This is a genomic window from Streptomyces lanatus (assembly GCF_014655715.1).
GTDB classification, from domain to species: domain Bacteria; phylum Actinomycetota; class Actinomycetes; order Streptomycetales; family Streptomycetaceae; genus Streptomyces; species Streptomyces lanatus.
The window spans coordinates 190,974-210,110 of sequence record NZ_BNBM01000017.1 but is presented as its reverse complement, the minus strand read 5'-3'; the positions used below and the strand labels follow the sequence as shown (position 1 = coordinate 210,110).

Genomic DNA, 19,137 nt, shown 5'->3' with positions numbered 1-19,137 from the left:
CCACGGTCATCGTCCCCCATGGCGGCTGTCTTAGACTCGCTGGCATGTCTGGCCAGTCGCTGCTCGTACCAGGGGAGCTGTCTCCCACCCGTTCCGTACCCGGAAACATCCGCCGGCCCGAGTATGTCGGCAAGCCCGCGCCGACCCCGTACAAGGGTCCGGAGGTGCAGACCCCGGAGACCGTCGAGGCGATGCGCGTCGCCGGCCGTATCGCCGCGCGGGCGATGGCCGAGGCGGCGAAGCTGATCGCGCCCGGTGTGACCACGGACGAGCTGGACAAGGTGGCGCACGACTACATGTGCGACCACGGCGCCTACCCCTCGACGCTCGGCTACCGCGGCTTCCCGAAGTCCCTGTGCACCAGCGTCAACGAGGTGATCTGCCACGGCATCCCGGACTCCACGGTCCTGCGCGACGGCGACATCATCAACCTCGATGTGACGGCGTACATCGGCGGCGTGCACGGCGACAACAACGCGACGTACCTGGTGGGCGAGGTGGACGAGGAGAGCCGTCTGCTGGTGGAGCGCACCCGGGAGTCCCTGAACCGCGCGATCAAGGCGGTCAAGCCGGGCCGCCAGATCAACATCATCGGCCGCGTGATCGAGTCGTACGCCAAGCGCTTCGGCTACGGCGTGGTCCGTGACTTCACCGGCCACGGCATCAACTCGTCCTTCCACTCGGGCCTGATCATCCCGCACTACGACAGCCCGCACGCGACGACGGTCATCCAGCCCGGGATGACGTTCACGATCGAGCCGATGCTGACGCTGGGCACGCACGAGTACGACATGTGGGACGACGGCTGGACGGTCGTCACGAAGGACCGCAGGCGCACCGCGCAGTTCGAGCACACACTGGTGGTGACGGAGACGGGGACGGAGATCCTCACCCTGCCGTAGCCGGCCGCCGGAACCCGTCCTCTGCGGAGGGCGGGTTTTCTCGGTACCCTTTTACCGACATGCTGTCGGCAAAGCTATTGACTTAGGTAAGGCTAACCTAAGAGGATACTCGTATGGACTCCTTCTCGACAGTCATCCGCACCGCGTCCCACGAAGAGCACACCGAGGCGGAGACCTCGACGTTCATGAGCGACATGCTCGGCGGCCGGCTGGGCGTGGAGGCGTACGCGCGGTACACCGAGCAGCTGTGGTTCGTGTACGAGGCCCTGGAGGCCGGCGCCGAGCGGCTGGCGTCGGACCCGGTGGCCGGTCCGTTCATCCGGCCGGAGCTGTTCCGGCTGGCGTCGCTGGAGCGGGACCTGGCGCATCTGCGGGGTCCGCAGTGGCGCGCGGGAGTGTCGGCGCTGCCGGCGACGCGGGCGTACGCGGAGCGGGTGCGGGAGTGCGCCGCCGACTGGCCGGCCGGCTATGTCGCCCACCACTACACCCGCTACCTCGGCGACCTCTCCGGCGGGCAGATCATCCGCGACAAGGCGGAGAAGACATGGGGATTCGCCCGTAAGGGTGATGGAGTCCGCTTCTATGTCTTCGAGGAGATCACCAACCCGGCAGCGTTCAAGCGGAGTTACCGCGAACTGCTGGACGGCGTCCAGGCCGACGACCTGGAGAAGCAGCGGATCGTGGCGGAGTGCAAGCGGGCGTTCGCGCTGAACACGGCGGTCTTCCGGGCCCTGGCGGAAGAGTTCCCCCTGTCCGCCTGACCGCGCACGTCACCGTTCCAGGAACACCCTCCCGCCGATCTCCACCCAGCCCCCAGGCTGCGGTGCCGTGAGGATCTGGGAACCCGCGCCCTGGGTGATGTTCAGGGCGCGGCCGAGCTGATCGGTCAGCAGCAGCGCCGCCGCCCCCGTGGCCTCGTCCTCCTCGACACCGTCGCCCCTCCCGGGAAAGCCACGGGCACGCACCCGCCCGCCCGGCTCGTCCTCCCACGCCCAGGCATACACCCACTCCCCGGCCGGAGGCACCGCGAGATCATCGACCTCGGCGGCGCTGCCGTACCGCCGCAGGGTGCGGGGCGGCGCCCACTCCGCCCGCGCCTCGATCCAGCAGAACTCCCCGTCCTGACGCGCCCCGACCACCCCGGCCGGAACGACCAGTTCGGGCACGTCGAGCAGCCAGGCCGCACCTACGCACGGGTGCCCGGCGAACGGCAGCCGCGAGGAAGGCGTGTAGATGTCGATGACACCGCGCTCGGGGTCGTCCACGAACACGGTCTCGCTGAACCCGAGTTTCGCCGCGAACTCCTGCCGTTCCGCGGGGTCGGGAAGCACGGATCCCTCGCGGACTACGCCGAGTTCGTTGCCGTATCCGCCGGTCGGTCCGCAGAAGACGCGGACGACGTCGTAATCAGTCACTTGGGAATTGAAGCACTTGCGGGAGGGGGAGGCGCCGAAGAAGGTGGCGAGTGAAGGTAAGGCTAACCTAAGCTTTGCGCTGCTGAAGCGGCGGCGGACCGAGGGGAACGCGGGATGACCGTACTGGAGAAGGCCGCGCCGTCCGAGGCGGTCGCCTCGACACCACCGCGGCGACGGCACACCAGGGCCTGGCTGCTGACCGTCGGGCTGAGCCTCACGCTGCTCGCCCTCGTCCCGGTCGCCGCCGGGATCGGCGCCTACCCGATTCCCGTCGGGGACGTCCTCGGTTCCATCCAGCACAAAGTCGGGCTCGGCGGGGGCGAGTTGGACCGGGTCGCCGAGTCCGTGCTGTGGAACGTGCGCTTCCCTCGGATCGTGCTCGCGTTGCTCATCGGGGCATCGCTCGGGTGTGCGGGGGCGTTGATGCAGGGGGTGTTCGGCAATCCGCTCGCCGAACCGGCCACCATCGGGGTCTCCCTGGGCGCGGCGGTCGGCGCGGTCGCCTCGATCTCGCTCGGGCTGACCTTCCTCGGCAACTGGACGCTGCCCGCGATGGCCTTCGTCGCCGGGCTCGGCACCGTGCTGCTGGTGTACGCGATGTCCCGGTCGGGCGGGCGTACGGAGGTCGTGACGCTGATCCTCATGGGGATCGCCGTCAACGCCTTCGCCGGGGCGCTGATCGGTCTGTTCATCTTCCTCGCGGACACCGCCGCGGTGAACCAGATCACCTTCTGGCAGCTGGGCTCCCTCGCGCAGTCGACCTGGCCGAAGGTGACGGCGGTTCTGCCGTGTGCGGTGGTGGGGCTGGTGGTGGCGCCGATGTACGCACGCCGCCTGGACCTGCTCGCACTCGGCGACCGGCCCGCCCGGCATCTGGGGGTGGACGTGGAGCGGATGCGGGTCGCGCTGATCCTTGTCGTCGCCCTGCTGACAGCCGCGGCGGTCAGTGTCTCCGGGGTCATCGGGTTCATCGGGCTGGTCGTGCCGCACCTGCTGCGGATGGCGGCGGGGCCGGGGCATCGGTTCCTGATTCCGGGCAGTGCGCTGGGCGGGGCGGTGGTGCTGCTCGCGGCGGATCTCGCCGCGCGGACCGTGGCGGCGCCGGCGGAGCTGCCGCTCGGCGTGCTCACGGCCCTGCTCGGCAGCCCCTTCTTCTTCTGGCTGCTACGGAGAACTCGGCGGCGGCAAGGGGGGTGGGCGTAGGGGTTGTGGGCCGGCTGCGGGTTGGTGGGGCGTGTGGGTCGTGGGCCGGTTGCGGGTCGGTGGGGGCGTGAGGGTTGCGGGCCGGCTGCGGGTCGGTGGGGGCGTGAGGGTTGCGGGCCGGCTGCGGGTCGGTGGGGACGTGAGGGTTGCGGGCCGGCTGCGGGTCGGTGGGGACGTGAGGGTTGCGGGCCGGCTGCGGGTCGGTGGGGACGTGAGGGTTGCGGGCCGGCTGCGGGTCGGTGGGGGCTGGTCGCGCAGTTCCCCGCGCCCCTTGCGGACGTGGCCCGACCCGGCGACAACGCCGACCGCCCGTCACCGACCTGGGCCCCGCCGCCCCTTCGACCGACCACCAGAGCAGACCCGACCCGCCGCCATCACGCCACCTCATCCCCCCAGCCCGCCACCACACCGCCCCATCAAACCCAAGGCCGCCCCCGCCGCCACCCACCCACCGATCCCCCTCGCGAGCCCCGGAGACAGCCCTCCCGCCACCGCACCCCCTCATCAACCGCCCACACCAACCCTTGGCCCGTCTCCCCCACCACCGCGCCACCCTTCTTCCGCCGGGACGACGCTCAGCCCCCCGCCTTTTCCGCGGTACCACGCCACCCCCAATCGCCCCTCCAAGGAGCCCCCGCATGAGACTCCTCCGCCCCCGCCCCACCCCTCCCCCACCCGCCGAACCCGGCGACACCCTCGCCGAGGCCGTGGGGCTTCGTGTCCGGCTCGGATCCCGTGAGGTGTTGTGTGGGGTCTCCGTCGGCGCCCGGGCCGGTGAGGTGCTCGCGCTCGTCGGGCCCAATGGGGCGGGGAAGTCGACGTTGTTGGGGGCGCTGGCCGGTGATCTGCCGGGCGTCGAGGGTGTCGTACGGATTCATGGGCGGCCGGCGGCGGACTGGACCGCGCCCGAGCTCGCCCTGCGGCGGGCGGTGCTCCCCCAGTCGGCGAGCCTCTCGTTTCCCTTCACGGTCGAAGACGTCGTACGGATGGGACGCGCGCCCCATGCCACCTCCCCCGCCGAGGACGACCTAGCCGTCACCGAGGCGATGGCCGCCACCGAGGTGGGGGACTTCGCGGTGCGGTCGTTCTCCGCGTTGAGCGGCGGTGAGCGGGCCAGGGTCGCGCTGGCCCGGGTGCTCGCGCAGCGGACGCCGTTGCTGCTGCTCGACGAGCCCACCGCCGCACTGGACCTGAAGCACCAGGAGTTGGTGCTGAGGGTGTGCCGGGAGCGGGCCCGGGCCGGGGACGCCGTCGTGGTCGTGCTGCATGATCTGGGGCTCGCGGCCGCGTACGCGCACCGCGTCGCGATCCTGCACGCCGGGCGGGTCGCGGCGGACGGGCCGCCGGCCGAGGTGTTCTCGGAGCGGCTGCTGTCGGAGGTCTATGACCAGCCCGTCGAAGTGCTTTCGCATCCTCGGACAGGGGAGCTGCTCGTGGCACCCCGGCGGAACCTTTGACCTTCCTTTGACTTCACTATGGGGTCAATTTTGGCCACTTAGGTAATCCTTATCTGCGTTAGGCGAGCCTCACCTTCCTGCATGTGAGGCTCGTCACGCACATTTCCGGCCATCCCATGGAGCCTTCATGCGCACCGTCAGACTCCCCGTCACCACCGCCATCGCCGCCGTGGCGGCTCTGACCGCCGTCACGGGGTGCACCGAGAAGGGCAGCACGGAGGGCGGCGACCGGGTCGTCAACGTGACCTCGACGGACGACAAGTGCGAGGTGTCGACGAAGGAGTTCCCGGCCGGGCATGTCGAGCTCGCCATCGAGAACAAGGGCTCCAAGGTCACCGAGGTCTACATCCTCTTCCCCGACGACCGCATCGTCACCGAGCGCGAGAACATAGGCCCCGGCACCAAGCAGCGCGTCACCGCCGAGGTGAAGGCGGGCGACTACACCATCGCCTGCAAGCCGGGCATGAAGGGCGACGGCATCCGGCAGACCGTCAAGGCCACCGGCAAGGGCGCCGTCGCCAAGCGTGACCCGCGGCTGGACAAGGCCGTCGCCGCCTACCGCACCTATGTCCAGGAGCAGGCCGACGAGACGCTGCCGCTCGCGGAGACCTTCGCGAAGGCCGTCAAGGACGGGGACATCGAGGCCGCGAAGAAGGCCTACGCCACCTCCCGTATCGGCTGGGAGCGCACCGAGCCCGTCGCCGAGTCCTTCGGTGACATCGACCCGAAGGTCGACGTCCGCGAGGACGGTCTGGAGGACGGCCAGGACCCGGCCACGGACTGGACCGGCTGGCACCGGCTGGAGAAGGCCCTCTGGCAGGACAAGAAGATCGGCGACCGGGAGAAGCAGCTCGCCGACCAGCTCATCACCGACCTGAAGGACTGGCAGAAGCGGGTCGGCAAGGCCGAGATCACCCCGACCTCCATGGCCAACGGCGCCAAGGAACTCCTCGACGAGGTCGCCACCGGCAAGGTCACCGGCGAGGAGGAGCGCTACTCGCACACCGACCTCGTCGACTTCAAGGCCAATGTCGAGGGCGCTCAGAAGGCGTACGAGCTGCTGAAGCCGGTCGCCGAGGAGAACGACTCCGCCCTCGTCACCGAGCTCGACAAGCAGTTCGGCGCGCTGAACACGCTGCTCGACAAGTACCGGGCGGACAAGGCGTCGTACGACTTCACCTCGTACGACAAGGTCGGCAAGGCCGAACAGAAGGAGCTGTCGGACGGCGTCAACGCCCTCGCGGAGCCGCTGTCCAAGCTCGCCGCCGCCGTCGTCGTCAAGTGAGGCAGGGGACACGGGCATGACCGACGCACCTGAGACCACTCCCTCCCGCCGTGCGCTGATCGGCTGGGGCGGTGCCGGGCTCGCGCTCGGTGCCGTCGCGGCCGGCGGTGCCGTGGCGATGGCCCGCACGGGCGACGACGTCGAGCCTGCCGCCGCCGAGACGGGGGCCGCGATCCCCTTCCACGGTGAGCGGCAGGCCGGTATCGCCACCCCGGTGCAGGACCGGCTGCACTTCGCCGCGTTCGACGTGAAGACCGACGACCGCGCCGAGTTCGTGCAGATGCTGAAGGACTGGACGGCCGCCGCGCGCCGGATGACCGCGGGGCACGCGGTCGGTGAGGGCGCGTACGGCGGGCTGGCGGAGGCTCCGCCGGACGACACCGGTGAGGCGCTGGGCCTGAAGCCGTCCCGTCTCACCCTCACCATCGGGTTCGGGCCCTCGCTGTTCGAGAAGTTCGACCTCGCCGGGCAGCGGCCCGAGGCCCTCGCCGAGCTGCCGCACTTCGCCGGCGACAACCTCGACAAGAACCGCAGCGGCGGCGATCTGTGCGTCCAGGCCTGCGCGGACGACCCGCAGGTCGCCGTGCACGCGATCCGCAACCTGGCCCGTATCGGCTTCGGCAAGGTCGTCATCAAGTGGTCCCAGCTCGGCTTCGGGAAGACCTCGTCCACGACCCCCGAGGAGCAGACCCCGCGCAACCTCATGGGCTTCAAGGACGGGACCCGGAACATCGCCGGGACGGAGACCGACCGACTGAAGAAGTTCGTGTGGGTCGGGGAGAAGGACGGGCCCGCGTGGATGACCGGCGGGTCCTACCTCGTCGCTCGTCGCATCCGGATGCACATCGAGACCTGGGACCGCACCTCCCTCCAGGAGCAGGAGGACATCATCGGCCGCGACAAGGGCGAGGGCGCCCCGGTCGGCAAGGCCAAGGAGCGTGACAAGCCGTTCCTGAAGGCGATGAAGCCCGACGCGCATGTCCGCCTCGCGCACCCGGAGACCAACCACGGGGCGACGATCCTGCGCCGCGGCTATTCCTTCACCGACGGCACCGACGGCCTCGGCAGGCTCGACGCGGGGCTGTTCTTCCTCGCCTACCAGCGTGATCCGCGCACCGGGTTCATCCGGATCCAGCGCAATCTGGCCATCGACTCGCTCAACGAGTACATCCAGCACGTGGGTTCCGCGCTGTTCGCGGTCCCGCCCGGCGTCCGCGACAAGGACGACTGGTGGGGCAGCACGCTGTTCGGGAAGGGGGCGTAAGGGCCCATGTTCTCCAACTACTTGATCGGACTGCGCGAGGGCCTGGAGGCTTCGCTCGTCGTCTGCATCCTCATCGCCTATCTGGTGAAGACGGACCGCAGGGACGCCCTCAAACCCATCTGGATCGGCATCGGCGTCGCGGTCGCCCTCGCGCTCGGCTTCGGCTGCGCGCTCGAATTCGGCTCGCAGGAGCTGACGTTCGAGGCGCAGGAGGCGCTCGGCGGGTCCTTGTCGCTGCTCGCGGTCGGCCTGGTGACCTGGATGGTGTTCTGGATGCGGCGCACCGCGCGGCATCTGAAGGCCGAGCTGCACGGCAAGCTGGACGCCGCCCTGCAGATGGGCACGGGCGCGCTGGTCGCCACCGCGTTCCTCGCCGTCGGCCGGGAGGGCCTGGAGACGGCCCTGTTCGTGTGGGCGTCGGTGCGCGCGGCCGGTGACGGCACCCCGCGCCCGCTGATCGGCGTCGCCCTGGGCATCGCCACGGCGGTCGTCCTGGGCTGGCTGTTCTACCGGGGCGCGCTGCGCATCAACCTCGCCAAGTTCTTCACCTGGACCGGCGGCATGCTGGTCGTCGTGGCGGCGGGGGTGCTGGCGTACGGCTTCCACGACCTCCAGGAGGCGCGCTGGCTGCCGGGCCTGAGCGACAAGGCGTTCGACATCAGCGACACCATCGATCCGGCGAGCTGGTACGGCACCTTGCTGAAGGGCGTGTTCAACTTCCAGCCCGACCCGACCGTCCTCCAGGTCACGGTGTGGCTGCTGTACCTGATCCCGACGCTCGCGCTCTTCCTGGCCCCGGTAGGGTTCGCCTCCGGGAAGGGGAAGGTGAAGGCACCTGATGACCAGGGAACGCGGCCCTCGAAGGCTCCGCAGGCTTGACCGGGGCGTACTGATAGCGGCATCCGTGACCGCTTTGTCGTTGACGGCGAGCGGTTGCGTGGTGGTCCACGGGGAGCGGGAGATCCTCCCCTCGGCCACCAAGGCGGAGGCCGCGAAGGCGCTCCAGCAGTTCACTGTCGCGTACAACAAGGCGGACAAGGCGTTCGACAGCTCCCTCGACGCCGACTTCGTCACCGGCGGCATGGGCGAGATCAACGCGGCACAGCTGAAGGCGGGCAAGGTCCTCAGCCCGAGCGGCAACTCGGCGCACACCCCGCTGGAGCTGTCGGACGTGAAGATCACGATCCCGAAGAAGGCGGGCTGGCCCCGCTGGTTCGTGGCCGACGCAGCCGCCAACAAGATCCGCAACGCGCGCTGGCTCTTCGTGTTCACGCGCAGCGGTCTGGACGACGCGTGGGAGGCGGCGTATCTGACGCTGGTGGCCCCCGACGACGTACCGGAGTTCAAGACCGACAAGGACGGCTGGGCCGAGGCGGTCTCCCTGAACTCGACCGAACTGGCCGTACCGCCGAAGGACTTGAGCAAGGAGTACGCCGGGTACCTCAAGGACGGCGGGGACGTCTTCGCGTCCGGCCGCCACACCAGCGAGTGGCGCGCCGACCGGAAGAAGGACGCCAAGCGGCCCGGCCTGGCCACGCAGTTCATCGACGAGCCGCTGACCGACGGCGACTACGCCCCCGTGGCGCTGCGTACGGCGGACGGCGACGCGATGGTGTTCTTCACCACGCGCTACTACGAGAAGCGCACGGCTTACGCGGGCACCAGCGTCCCTTCACCGGGCAGAGCCGTGGAGGCCGTGACCACGGGCGAGATAAAGCAGTCCCTGACGATGGAGATCGTCTCGAACGAGATCGCCATCGACCCGAAGGGCTCGGGAAAGGTCGAGCTGATCGGGCGGACGCAGGGGCTGACGTCGGCGAAGGGCGAGTAGCGCCGGCTCAGTGGCGGAGGGGCCAGGCCGCGGGGACGTGGTGGTCGGGCTCCTCACCCGCATGGCGGGCGCAGGCGTCCGTGAGGATCTCCAGCAGGCTCAGCGGGTCGGGCAGCGGATGCTCAAGCCCGCGTACCCAGTGCACGCCCTGTCCCTCGCCCGGCAGCCGGGCGGGCGGCATGAGGACATACGATCCCCGGCAGTGCCAGCGCAGTCCCGGGTGCTCGTCCATGGTCTCGGGGTGGCAGTCCAGCTCGCAGGGCCACCACTCGTCCTCGTCCTCGGGCGTGCCGCGGGTGAGGGAGAAGAACAGCAGGCGTCCGTCGTCGCTCTCGGCGACGGGCCCGACCTCGACGCCGGCGGCGAGCAGCCGCTCCAGCGCCTGCCGCCCGGCCTCCAGCGGCACATCGAGCACGTCGTGGACCATGCCGGTGGCGGTGATGAAATTGGCCTGCGGCTGGTGCCGGGCCCAGCGCTCGATCTGTCCCCGGTCGGTGGTGGACTGCGTCTGCCAAGCGAAGGACACCGGGTGCCGGGCCGGCGTGGGACAGCCGACCCGGTCGCACGAACATCGATAACCGGGGGCGGGGTGCGCGGCGGGCGCGAGCGGCAGCCCCGCTCCGGCGGCGGCGAGCAGCAGGGCTTCACGACCGCCGTCATCGGCGGCGGCGTCCTTGGGGCGGCGTCCGCGCAGCCACTGGGAGAGTCTGCCCTGCAGTCCGGTCCGGCCGCCCAACTCCGCGCTCATCTATCCCCTCGCCTCGCTGTCGTGCGGAACAGCATGCCCTATGGTCCCACCATCGTGCGCTTCGGGGGGCCGTAGCGGACAACCGGGGTAGGTGGGGCGAGGCGTACAGAGCCGTTTGATCAGGGATTATGGGCTGCTTTGGCAGCATTTACGCCCTTAATGATCTCGGCGGCTCTAGCGTGCGCGGGGTGCGATGCCGTACAGGGCGTAGTCGACGAGGGTGTCCGTGTATGCGTACGAGATCGGGCCCGTGTACTGCAGCCAGCGCTGGGCGAGCGGTGAGACCCAGAGTTCGAGGGCGATGCGCGGATCGACGTCCTGGCGGACCTGGCCGGCCACCTGGGCGGCGCGCACCCGGTCGACGTACAGCAGAAGCGAGGGTTCGAGGAGCTTGGTCATGAAGACCCGGCCGACCTCTTCGTTGACCACGCCCTCGGCGGCCAGGGCGCGGGACGGGGCCTCGAAGCGGGGGTCCTTGAGCTGGTCGACGGTGAGGCGCAGTACGGCCTTGAGGTCGGCGGCGAGGTCGCCGGTGTCGGGGATCGCGAACTCGTACTCCGGGCCCGCGTCCCGGGACGCCTGCTCGCTCAGGTCGAGGAAGGCCTCAAGCAGGACGTCCGCCTTCGACGACCACCAGCGGTAGATCGTCTGCTTGCCGACGCCGGCCCGGGCGGCGATGCCCTCGATGGTGGTCCTGGGGTAGCCGACCTCGGCGACGAGGGCGAGGGCGGCGTCGTAGATGGCCCGCCGGGACTTCTCGCTGCGGCGGGTGGAGTTGGGTGCGGGGTGGGCGGACTTCTGGGCTGCCATGGCTCGAATTTATCAGTTGACAAGACGGAGCGTCTCGCTGGACCCTGATTGCGAGAGCGAGACGAAACGTCTCGTTGCCCTAGCGGAAAGGAGCCTCACCATGGCCCGAAGCGGTGGAGACATGCTCGGAGTCGGCGGCACACGCCGGAACCTCGGCCGCAAGGCGCTGCGCGGCGGGCGGCAGGGAGGCCGGGTCGGGGGCGGTGCGGACGCCACGGCGCAGAAGCGGGAGCTGTTGCTCCGGTTCCAGGAGAAACAACAGGAACAGGAAAGGGCGACTACGGCCGACGAGTCGTCGTGACGTGCCGGGCGGGCCCGTCTCCCCCATCGGAGGGAGGCGGGCCCCTCTCGTGCGGGATCCCCGGTCCGGTGCCCGGCGGCTGTACTGAGGCGGTCGGCGATGACGAGGAGGATCACGATGTGGACGAGACGACGGATGCTCACGGCCACGGCTACGGCGTCGGTGGCACCGATGGTCTCGGCGGCGGGCTGGTCACGTCCGGGGCGTCGTAATGACATCGCCGACGCGCTACGGGCGCTGCCAGGGGTGAGGCTGATCGAGGAGCGGACGGGGGCCGAGCCCGGTTACCGGTTCTTCGTGCTCGGGATGCGTCAGCGAGTGGATCACACCGATGCGTCGGCGGGCACGTTCGAGCAGCGCGTCACGCTGCTGCACAGGTCGGCGGACCGCCCGATGGTCCTGTTCACGACGGGCTACCAGGCGGTGCTCACCCCGAGACGGGCCGAACCGACGGTGCTCCTGGACGCGAACCAACTACTCCTCGAACACCGCTACTTCGGTACGTCCCGCCCCCCGGCCCCCGACTACACCCACCTCACGATCCGCCAGGCCGCGGAAGACCACCACCACATCGTCCGGGTCTTCCGCGCTCTGTACCGCGGCGCGTGGATCTCGGCGGGCGGCAGCAAGGGCGGCATGGCCTCGATCTACCACCGCCGCTTCCACCCCGACGACGTGGACGGCACGGTGGCGTACGGCGCCCCGAACAACGTCGACGACCGGGACGACTCCGCCTTCGTCCGCTTCCTCGACAACGTCGGCAGCCCGCAGGTCCGGGAGGCGGTGAGGGCGGCGCAACGGCGGATCCTGCTGCGCCGTACGGAGATGGTCGCCCGCTACGAGGCCTGGGCGACGGCGTCCGGCGGCACCTTCCGCATCATCGGAAGCGCCGACAAGGCACTGGAGATCGCCGTGCTGCGCGCGTCCTTCATGTACTGGCAGGACGCGGAACCGGCGGACCACGCCGCGATTCCCGGCCCCGCCGCCACGTCGGACGAGCTGTACGCCTGGCTGGACCGCACAGCCGGACTGTCCCTGTACGCCGACGCGACGGCACGGAACTACATCCCGTACTGGTACCAACTGGGCACCCAGCTCGGATACATCAGCGTGCCGACGTCCCACCTGACCGGGCTCCTGCGCTACCGCGACCCCATCCAGCCCCGCTCCTTCGTACCGCGCGACATCCCGCTGCGGTTCGACCCCGACGCCATGCCGGACATCGACCACTGGGTCCGCCGGCGCGGCAGCCGCCTGCTGTTCGTCAACGGCACGCTGGACCCCTCGGTCGCCGAGCCCTTCCGTCCCGGCGGCCCCGACTCCCGGGTGCTGTGGGTACCGGGTGGGAACCACCACGTCACGATCGGCGGGCTGTCGGCCGCGGACCGGGCGGAGGCGGAGGCGGAGGGGATGCTGGCACGGTGGACCGCCGACTCCTAGGGCTCTTGCTCCTCTGCCGGGGGCCAGGCGTCGCCCCAATCGGCATCCCTCGCCGCCTTGTAGAGGTCGCCGTGGCGCTTGGTGATCGTGGTGCGCCGTAGGGAGGGCTCGGTTTCGCAGAGGTCCAGGAGTACCTGGCCCTTGCGGATCTGGGGTTTGCGTACGACCCGGGAAGGGGCCGGGGTGGGAGGGAGGCGGGTGGCGGCGACGTAGCTGAACTTCTCGTCCTCGTAGGCGAGGGAGCCGCCCTTGATCTGGCGGTGCAGGGAGGAGCGGCTGACCCTCGCCGAGAAGTGGCACCAGTCCGTGCCGGGGACGATGGGGCACGCGGCGCTGTGCGGGCAGGGGGCGGCGATGTGGAAGCCGGCGGCGATGAGGCGGTCGCGGGCCTCGATGACGCGGGTGTAGCCGTCCGGGGTGCCGGGTTCGACGATCACGACTGCCTGGGCGGCGGAGGCGACGGTGTCGAGGAGGGTGGTGCGGTCGGGGGCGGTGAGTTCGTTGAGGACGTAGGAGACGGTGACCAGGTCGGCGGGGTCGAGGGTGAGTTCCCTGCCGATGCGGGCGCGGTGCCAACGGGCGTTCTTCAGGGCCGGGTTGGCGGCGGCGATCTCCTTGCCGATCTGGAGGGCGGGGTCTGCCCAGTCCAGCACGGTGACGCTGCGCTCGCCCGGCCAGGTCGCGGTGACGGCCCATGTCGCCGCACCGGTGCCGCCGCCTACGTCGGTGTGGGTGGTGGGGGTCCAGTCCGGTACTGCCTGTGCGAACGCCTCCAGTGCCGTGTGGACGGCCTCGAAGGTGGCGGGCATGCGGTAGGCGGCGTAGGCGGCTACGTCGGCGCGGTCGCGGAGGATGGGGGTGTGGGTGGGGGTGGCTCCGCGGTAGGTGGCGATCAGGCGGTCCACTGCCTGGGCGGCCTGGCGGGGTGGGAGGCCGTCGAGGAGGGTGGCGAGGGTGGTGCGGAGGGTTTCGGCGGGTGGGGGGACGGGGGCGGCGTTCACGGGGCGATTCTATGAGGGCGCCGGTGGGGGGTACTGGGCCGACCTTTATTCGCCCCCGCCGCCCCTACCCGTCCCGTCCCCGGGGGCTGCCGCCCCCGGACCCCCGCTTCGGCCCTGAACGGGCCTCGTCCTCAAACGCCGGACGGGCTGGGTATGTCAGCCCCTCCGGCGTTTGAGGAGCGGGGTCTGGGGCGGAGCCCCAGGATGGGACGGGTAGGGGCGGCGGGGGCGAAAAACCCCGCTACCGCCCCCGCACCGCCCGAGCCACCCGAGTCCCCGCCCCCGCCCGAGGCCCTCCCCCAGACTCCGTCCGGGGGGACCCCCATCTCGCTTCGCTCGCCACCCCCCGCCTCCGCGGATGCACCGTATTCGCCAGCAGCACCAGGAACGTATCCGTCGCCGGATCCAGCACCAGCGACGTCCCCGTGAACCCGGTGTGCCCGACCGCCCCCCGCCCCGCCAGCTCCCCCATGAACCACGGCTGGTCCACGGCGAACCCCAGCCCCGGCGGGGTCAGCAGGAGTTCCACGAAGTCGGGCCCGAGGATGCGGGCGGGCCCGTACGCACCCCCGGACAGCAGCGCCCGGCAGAAGACCGCGAGATCGTGCCCCGTGGAGAACAGGCCCGCGTGCCCCGCCACCCCACCCAGCGCCCAGGCGTTCTCGTCATGGACAACCCCCCGCAGCATCCCCCGGTCCGCCTTCCCCCAGGGCCGCCGCTGGTCCTCCGTCGCCGCCGCGCCGGGGCAGGGGCCGAAGTGGGTCGCCGTCATGCCCAGCGGGCGCGTGATGCCGTCGTGGATGAGGACGTCGAGGGTACGGCTGGTGACGCGTTCGAGGACGTGCTGGAGGAGCAACAGGTTCAGGTCGGAGTAGCAGTAGGTGCCGGGAACTCCTATCGGGGGTTCCGCGCGCAGCATCTCCAGGCGTTCCGCGTCGTCCGCGCAGTCGTACAGCGGCAGCTCCGGCCGCAGCCCGGAGGTGTGAGTGAGCAGTTGCCGCACGGTGATGCCGTACCGGACCGCCGCCCGGAAGTCCGGCAGATACGCCCCGACCCGCGCGTCGATGCCCAGCGTGCCGCGCTCGATCTGCTGCACGGCGGCGACCGAGGTGAAGAGCTTGGTGAGGGAGGCGAGGTCGAAGGGGGTCGAGGGGGTCATCGGGACACGGGAGTCGGGCGGCAGCTCGACGCCGGCGTCCTTCTCCTCGTCGTAGGCGGCGTACCGCACCGCCCAGCCCGCCGCCTCCTCGACGGCGATGTACGGGCCCCGTCCGACGACCAGCACCGTGCCGGCCGCCCAGGGACGGGGGCCGGTGGTGAGGTCGTGGACCTCACGGACCAGATGTCGGATCTCCTCGGGGTCGAGTCCGGCCCTTTCCGGAGTGTCCCCGCGCAGTCTCGGCGCGCTCAGCTGTCTGCTCCCTCCGCAACCGCACATCTGTCCGCACGTCTGTTCCAAGGACGGCACATTCCCATGAAGCAGGCCAGCGCCACCAGTGCTGCGGCCAGTTGGACGACGGCCATCGGGACGGCCGTGTCCTCCCCGGCGATGCCCACGAGGGGCGAGGCGACGGCGCCGATGAGGAAGGAGGTCGTGCCGAGGAGCGCGGAGGCGGACCCGGCGGCGTGCTTGGTGCGCTGGAGGGCGAGGGCCTGGGTGTTGGGGAGGGTGATGCCCATCGCGGACATCAGGACGAAGAGAGCGGCCGCCACCGGCAGCAGTCCCACCTCGCCGAACACTCCGAGCGACATCAGCAGCAGCGCGGTCGCCGAGAGGATCACCACGGCGAGGCCCGCGCCCAGTACCCGGTCCAGGCTCACCCGCCCCACCAGCACCTTGCCGTTGAGCTGGCCGACCGCCACCAGGCCCACCGAGTTGAGCCCGAACAGCAGGCTGAAGGTCTGCGGGGAGGCGCCGTAGATCTCCTGGATCACGAAGGGGGAGGCCGAGATGTACGCGAACAGCGCCGCGAAGGCGAAGCCGCCGGCCAGTGTGTATCCGGCGAAGGCGGCGTCGGCGAGCAGCCCGCGCATGGCGCGCAACGCCTCGCCCACCCCACCGGCGTGCCGCTCCTCCGGCGCGAGGGTCTCCGGGAGTCTGCGCCAGACCAGGCAGGTCAGCAGCACCCCGACCACCGTCAGCACGACGAACACGCCCCGCCAGTCCGTCACCCGCAGGATCTGCCCGCCGATGAGCGGCGCCACGACCGGGGCGACGCCGGAGATCAGCATGAGGGTGGAGAAGAAGCGGGCCATGGCCAGGCCGTCGTAGAGGTCGCGTACGACCGCCCGCGCGATGACGATCGCCGCCGCGCCCGCGAGTCCCTGCGCCAGCCGGAAGGCGACCAGGGACTCGACGGTGGGTGCGAGGGCGCACAGCGCGGTGGCCACGACGTACACGGCGAGGCCCGCAAGCAGCGGGCGTCTGCGGCCCCAGCGGTCGCTCATCGGGCCGACCACGAGCTGCCCGAAGGCCATGCCGGCGAGGCAGGCGGTGAGGGTGAGCTGGACGGTCGCGGCGGGCGCGTGCAGGGAGCCGGTGACCTCGGGGAGCGCCGGGAGGTACATGTCCATCGCCAGCGGGGGCGTGGCCGTCAGTCCGCCGAGGATGAAGGTGACGAGGAGGCCTGTGGTGCGGAGGGTACGGGTGGGTGGTCGGTCCATCGTCGGTGCCGCCGACTCCGACACGTCCGGTATCGGCCCCCCGTGGTCGCCCATGCGTCCCTCCCTCTCCGCCCTCTCCCGGCAATCCGCCCTCTATGCTCTCAGCTCGTACGGAGTGCCTGGGGACACATGAGCGAGGGGCGGGGCCGCGATGGCCGAGCGGAACGTGCGGTGGGGGATTCTGGCGACCGGTGGGATAGCCGCCGCGTTCACCGCGGATCTCGTCGATCTGCCCGATGCCGAGGTGGTGGCCGTCGCCTCGCGGCGGCAGGAGTCGGCGGACGCGTTCGCGGAGCGGTTCGGGATTTCCCGTGCCTACGGCGACTGGAGCGCGCTGGCCGAGGACGGCGACATCGATGTCGTGTACGTCGCCACCCCGCACTCGGCGCACCGTGAGGCGGCGGGGCTGTGCCTGGAGGCCGGGCGCAATGTGCTGTGCGAGAAGGCGTTCACGCTGAACGCGCGGGAGGCCGAGGAACTGGTCGCCCTGGCGCATGCGAAGAACAGCTTCCTCATGGAAGCCATGTGGATGTACTGCAACCCGCTGGTCCGGCGCCTGAAGGCCCTCGTCGAAGACGGCGCGATCGGCGAGGTGCGCCATGTCCAGGCCGACTTCGGGCTGGCCGGCCCCTTCCCGCCCTCGCACCGGCTGCGCGACCCGGCCCAGGGCGGCGGCGCCCTGCTGGACCTCGGCGTGTACCCGGTGTCCTTCGCGCAATTGCTGCTCGGCGAGCCGTCGGACGTGACGGCACGCGCGATGATGTCGCCCGAGGGCGTCGACCTCCAGACCGGGGCCCTGCTCTCCTGGGACAGCGGCGCACTCGCCTCGCTGCACTGCTCCATCGTCGGCGGTACGGCGACCTCCGCGTCGATCACCGGCTCGGGAGGCCGTATCGACGTACCGGGCGGCTTCTTCTTCCCGGACCGTTTTGTGCTGCACCGGGACGGCCGTGACCCCGAGGAGTTCACGGCCGACCCGGCGGACGGGCCCCGCAACACCCTGCGCCACGAGGCCGCCGAAGTGATGCGGGCCCTGCGGGCCGGTGAGACCGAGTCACCGCTGGTTCCGCTGGAGGGCACGCTCGCCGTGATGCGGACGCTCGACGCGATCCGGGACCGCGTCGGCGTCCGCTACCCCGGCGAGGACGCCGAAGCGGTCGCGCTCACGCCGGCTTGAGCCCCTGCTCCCCCACCTGTGTGACGAAGGACGCGGCCGTCGTGACCGGCGCCCCGGGCGTGGTCACGTACGGCACCGTCTTGAAGTCGGCCCGCGCGAGCTGCTGTCCGAGGGCGATGGTCACATAGCCGCGCCGCCCGTTGTAGAACCGCATGTGCGGGTTGGCCTGCATATAGGTGTCCCAGTTGGTGGGCTTGTCGGTGCCGTCGCGGCCGCTGGCGATGGATGTGGCGACGATCTCCGTGCCGAGGGTGGCGGAGTCGGGGGCGTCGAAGTCGTCCTTGATGTCGAAGCCGTAGCCGACGTGGACGTCACCCGTGAGGACCATGAGGTTCTCGACCCCTGCCGCCTTGGCGCCGTCCAGGACCCGGCGGCGGGAGGCGCGGTAGCCGTCCCAGGCGTCCATGGACACCCGTGACGGGGTGGTCAGGTCGAACTTGCGCTGGGAGAAGGTGACCTGCTGCGGTACGACGTTCCACAGGGCCGCCGAGTCGCGCCAGCCATCCAGCAGCCACCGCTCCTGGGTCGCGCCGGTCATGGTGCGCGCCGGGTCGTCGACCTCGGGGCCGGGGATCTGTGAGCCGTCGCCGTAGGCCTGGTTGGAGCGGTACTGCCGGGTGTCGAGGACGTCGAACTGGGCGAGCCTGCCCCAGTGCAGCCGGCGGTAGAGCTGCATGTCGGGGCCGGTGGGGCGCTGCGGCAGGCGCAGGGGCTGGTTCTCCCAGTAGGCGCGGTAGGCGGCGGCCCGGCGCAGCAGGAACTCCTCCGGCGGGACGCTGTTCTCCGGGGTGTCGTCGGCGTAGTTGTTCTCGGTCTCGTGGTCGTCCCAGGTGACGACGAACGGATGCGCGGCGTGCGCGGCCTTGAGGTCCGGGTCGGACTTGAACAGGGCGTAGCGCAGCCGGTAGTCCTCCAGGGTGACCGTCTCGCGGTTGAAGAGCGCGGGGAGCGTGCGGTCGGTGTAGTTGCGGTAGCCGCCGACGGCGTTGACCGCGTACTCGTAGAGGTAGTCGCCGAGGTGGAACACGACGTCCACGTCGTCCTGCGCGAGATGGCGGTACGGCGTGAAGTAGCCGTCGGTGTAGGCCTGGCAGGACACGGCGGCGAGGGTGAGGGAGCTCGCCGCGGCGGTCCGGGCGGGTGCGGTGCGGGTGCGGCCGGTCTCGCTGATCCAGGTGCCGGTGCGGAAGCGGTAGTAGTAGACGCGGTCCGCGTCGAGCGCGCCGACCTCGACGTGGACCGTGTGGTGGAACTCCGGGTAGGCGATGGCCGCGCCGCGTCTGGCAATCCGGGTGAACCCCTCGTCGTGCGCCAGCTCCCAGTGCACGGTGATCCGCTGGGCGGGCAGCCCGCTGTCGGCCTGGTACGGGGCGGGGGCGAGGCGGGTCCACAGCAGGACGGAGTCGGGCAGCGGGTCGCCGGAGGCGACGCCGAGGGTGAAGGGGTTGTCGGTGATCCTGCGGGCGTCGAGCTCTGCGGCGCCCGCGACGCCGACGGCCGGCAGGTTCACTGCGAAGGCGAGCGCGGCGGCCGCGCCGGTGACGGTCAGGAAGCGGCGGCGGGCGATGTGGCGGGCCGCCGCGCGCAGTTCGGGGCTGTGCTGGGGCGAGTCTGTCGTGATGGTCATCCGGTCCTCCCC

At 70.9% G+C, this 19,137-nt stretch carries 18 protein-coding genes; 11 read left to right on the top strand and 7 right to left on the bottom strand.

Features of this window, described 5'->3' with window-relative positions; genetic code table 11:
• Window positions 1–44 precede the first annotated feature (44 nt).
• Complete coding sequence (map, locus tag IE325_RS35450) at window positions 45–902, top strand: type I methionyl aminopeptidase (protein WP_190074237.1); 858 nt, start codon at window positions 45–47, stop codon at window positions 900–902.
• Window positions 903–1,015: 113 nt separating this feature from the next.
• Window positions 1,016–1,663 (top strand): biliverdin-producing heme oxygenase, encoded by a 648-nt coding sequence (locus IE325_RS35445; RefSeq protein WP_190074236.1) that lies wholly within the window; start codon window positions 1,016–1,018, stop codon window positions 1,661–1,663.
• A 9-nt stretch (window positions 1,664–1,672) separates the two neighbouring features.
• On the opposite strand, the gene IE325_RS35440 is transcribed toward IE325_RS35445, so the two are convergent.
• A complete protein-coding gene (locus tag IE325_RS35440) occupies window positions 1,673–2,317 on the bottom strand; it encodes a PhzF family phenazine biosynthesis protein (RefSeq protein WP_190074235.1) in 645 nt (214 codons plus the stop codon).
• 114 nt (window positions 2,318–2,431) lie between these two features.
• On the opposite strand from IE325_RS35440, the gene IE325_RS35435 reads away from it, so the two are divergent.
• The 6 genes from IE325_RS35435 (at window position 2,432) to IE325_RS35410 (ending at window position 9,357) form a co-directional block, all read left to right on the top strand.
• Window positions 2,432–3,520, top strand: coding sequence for a FecCD family ABC transporter permease (locus IE325_RS35435; protein WP_190074234.1), 1,089 nt, complete (start codon window positions 2,432–2,434; stop codon window positions 3,518–3,520).
• A 638-nt stretch (window positions 3,521–4,158) separates the two neighbouring features.
• Window positions 4,159–4,977 (top strand): heme ABC transporter ATP-binding protein, encoded by an 819-nt coding sequence (locus IE325_RS35430; RefSeq protein ID WP_190074233.1) that lies wholly within the window; start codon window positions 4,159–4,161, stop codon window positions 4,975–4,977.
• Between the two features lie 127 nt (window positions 4,978–5,104).
• A complete protein-coding gene (gene efeO, locus IE325_RS35425) occupies window positions 5,105–6,262 on the top strand; it encodes an iron uptake system protein EfeO (RefSeq protein WP_190074232.1) in 1,158 nt (385 codons plus the stop codon).
• 16 nt (window positions 6,263–6,278) lie between these two features.
• Window positions 6,279–7,526, top strand: a complete 1,248-nt coding sequence (gene efeB / locus IE325_RS35420) for an iron uptake transporter deferrochelatase/peroxidase subunit (RefSeq protein ID WP_190074231.1) — start codon at window positions 6,279–6,281, stop codon at window positions 7,524–7,526.
• A gap of 6 nt (window positions 7,527–7,532) precedes the next feature.
• Entirely contained in the window at window positions 7,533–8,405 is an 873-nt protein-coding gene (efeU, locus tag IE325_RS35415; protein ID WP_190074230.1) for an iron uptake transporter permease EfeU, read from the top strand.
• A complete protein-coding gene (locus tag IE325_RS35410) occupies window positions 8,365–9,357 on the top strand; it encodes an SCO2278 family lipoprotein (protein ID WP_190074229.1) in 993 nt (330 codons plus the stop codon). Before efeU ends, IE325_RS35410 begins: the two co-directional genes overlap by 41 nt.
• A gap of 7 nt (window positions 9,358–9,364) precedes the next feature.
• Here IE325_RS35410 and IE325_RS35405 read toward each other — a convergent pair whose 3' ends face one another.
• Both IE325_RS35405 and IE325_RS35400 read right to left on the bottom strand, forming a co-directional pair.
• A complete protein-coding gene (locus tag IE325_RS35405; RefSeq protein ID WP_190074228.1) occupies window positions 9,365–10,105 on the bottom strand; it encodes a bifunctional DNA primase/polymerase in 741 nt (246 codons plus the stop codon).
• A 174-nt stretch (window positions 10,106–10,279) separates the two neighbouring features.
• Window positions 10,280–10,915, bottom strand: a complete 636-nt coding sequence (locus IE325_RS35400; RefSeq protein WP_190074227.1) for a TetR/AcrR family transcriptional regulator — start codon at window positions 10,913–10,915, stop codon at window positions 10,280–10,282.
• 100 nt (window positions 10,916–11,015) lie between these two features.
• Between IE325_RS35400 and IE325_RS35395 the strand changes: the two genes are divergently transcribed.
• The gene (locus IE325_RS35395; RefSeq protein ID WP_190074226.1) at window positions 11,016–11,216 is read left to right on the top strand and encodes a DUF6243 family protein; all 201 of its coding nucleotides are present in this window, start codon (window positions 11,016–11,018) and stop codon (window positions 11,214–11,216) included.
• Window positions 11,217–11,333: 117 nt separating this feature from the next.
• On the top strand, window positions 11,334–12,656 hold the full coding sequence (locus IE325_RS35390) for a S28 family serine protease (RefSeq protein ID WP_229912237.1): 1,323 nt from the start codon (window positions 11,334–11,336) through the stop codon (window positions 12,654–12,656).
• On the opposite strand, the gene IE325_RS35385 is transcribed toward IE325_RS35390, so the two are convergent.
• The 3 genes from IE325_RS35385 to IE325_RS35375 form a co-directional block, all read right to left on the bottom strand.
• On the bottom strand, window positions 12,653–13,657 hold the full coding sequence (locus IE325_RS35385; protein ID WP_190074225.1) for a small ribosomal subunit Rsm22 family protein: 1,005 nt from the start codon (window positions 13,655–13,657) through the stop codon (window positions 12,653–12,655). The two genes, IE325_RS35390 and IE325_RS35385, sit on opposite strands and share 4 nt — an antisense overlap.
• Before the next feature lie 241 nt (window positions 13,658–13,898).
• Window positions 13,899–15,095: a serine hydrolase domain-containing protein gene (locus tag IE325_RS35380; RefSeq protein WP_190074269.1), complete on the bottom strand. Its 1,197-nt coding sequence runs from the start codon at window positions 15,093–15,095 to the stop codon at window positions 13,899–13,901.
• A complete protein-coding gene (locus IE325_RS35375; protein WP_229912247.1) occupies window positions 15,065–16,321 on the bottom strand; it encodes a multidrug effflux MFS transporter in 1,257 nt (418 codons plus the stop codon). The genes IE325_RS35380 and IE325_RS35375 overlap by 31 nt, the downstream gene beginning before the upstream one ends.
• A 151-nt stretch (window positions 16,322–16,472) precedes the next feature.
• Between IE325_RS35375 and IE325_RS35370 the strand changes: the two genes are divergently transcribed.
• The gene (locus IE325_RS35370) at window positions 16,473–17,498 is read left to right on the top strand and encodes a Gfo/Idh/MocA family protein (protein ID WP_190074223.1); all 1,026 of its coding nucleotides are present in this window, start codon (window positions 16,473–16,475) and stop codon (window positions 17,496–17,498) included.
• Here IE325_RS35370 and IE325_RS35365 read toward each other — a convergent pair.
• On the bottom strand, window positions 17,485–19,125 hold the full coding sequence (locus IE325_RS35365) for an alkaline phosphatase D family protein (protein WP_190074222.1): 1,641 nt from the start codon (window positions 19,123–19,125) through the stop codon (window positions 17,485–17,487). The genes IE325_RS35370 and IE325_RS35365 overlap by 14 nt on opposite strands.
• Window positions 19,126–19,137 lie beyond the last annotated feature (12 nt).

Coding starts and splice junctions, on each gene's coding strand:
- map (WP_190074237.1), top strand. CDS start 45: ATGTCTGGCCAGTCGCTGCTCGTACCAGGGGAGCTGTCTCCCACCCGT.
- IE325_RS35445 (WP_190074236.1), top strand. CDS start 1,016: ATGGACTCCTTCTCGACAGTCATCCGCACCGCGTCCCACGAAGAGCAC.
- IE325_RS35435 (WP_190074234.1), top strand. CDS start 2,432: ATGACCGTACTGGAGAAGGCCGCGCCGTCCGAGGCGGTCGCCTCGACA.
- IE325_RS35430 (WP_190074233.1), top strand. CDS start 4,159: ATGAGACTCCTCCGCCCCCGCCCCACCCCTCCCCCACCCGCCGAACCC.
- efeO (WP_190074232.1), top strand. CDS start 5,105: ATGCGCACCGTCAGACTCCCCGTCACCACCGCCATCGCCGCCGTGGCG.
- efeB (WP_190074231.1), top strand. CDS start 6,279: ATGACCGACGCACCTGAGACCACTCCCTCCCGCCGTGCGCTGATCGGC.
- efeU (WP_190074230.1), top strand. CDS start 7,533: ATGTTCTCCAACTACTTGATCGGACTGCGCGAGGGCCTGGAGGCTTCG.
- IE325_RS35410 (WP_190074229.1), top strand. CDS start 8,365: ATGACCAGGGAACGCGGCCCTCGAAGGCTCCGCAGGCTTGACCGGGGC.
- IE325_RS35405 (WP_190074228.1), bottom strand. CDS start 10,105: ATGAGCGCGGAGTTGGGCGGCCGGACCGGACTGCAGGGCAGACTCTCC.
- IE325_RS35400 (WP_190074227.1), bottom strand. CDS start 10,915: ATGGCAGCCCAGAAGTCCGCCCACCCCGCACCCAACTCCACCCGCCGC.
- IE325_RS35395 (WP_190074226.1), top strand. CDS start 11,016: ATGGCCCGAAGCGGTGGAGACATGCTCGGAGTCGGCGGCACACGCCGG.
- IE325_RS35390 (WP_229912237.1), top strand. CDS start 11,334: ATGTGGACGAGACGACGGATGCTCACGGCCACGGCTACGGCGTCGGTG.
- IE325_RS35380 (WP_190074269.1), bottom strand. CDS start 15,095: ATGTGCGGTTGCGGAGGGAGCAGACAGCTGAGCGCGCCGAGACTGCGC.
- IE325_RS35375 (WP_229912247.1), bottom strand. CDS start 16,321: ATGGACCGACCACCCACCCGTACCCTCCGCACCACAGGCCTCCTCGTC.
- IE325_RS35370 (WP_190074223.1), top strand. CDS start 16,473: ATGGCCGAGCGGAACGTGCGGTGGGGGATTCTGGCGACCGGTGGGATA.
- IE325_RS35365 (WP_190074222.1), bottom strand. CDS start 19,125: ATGACCATCACGACAGACTCGCCCCAGCACAGCCCCGAACTGCGCGCG.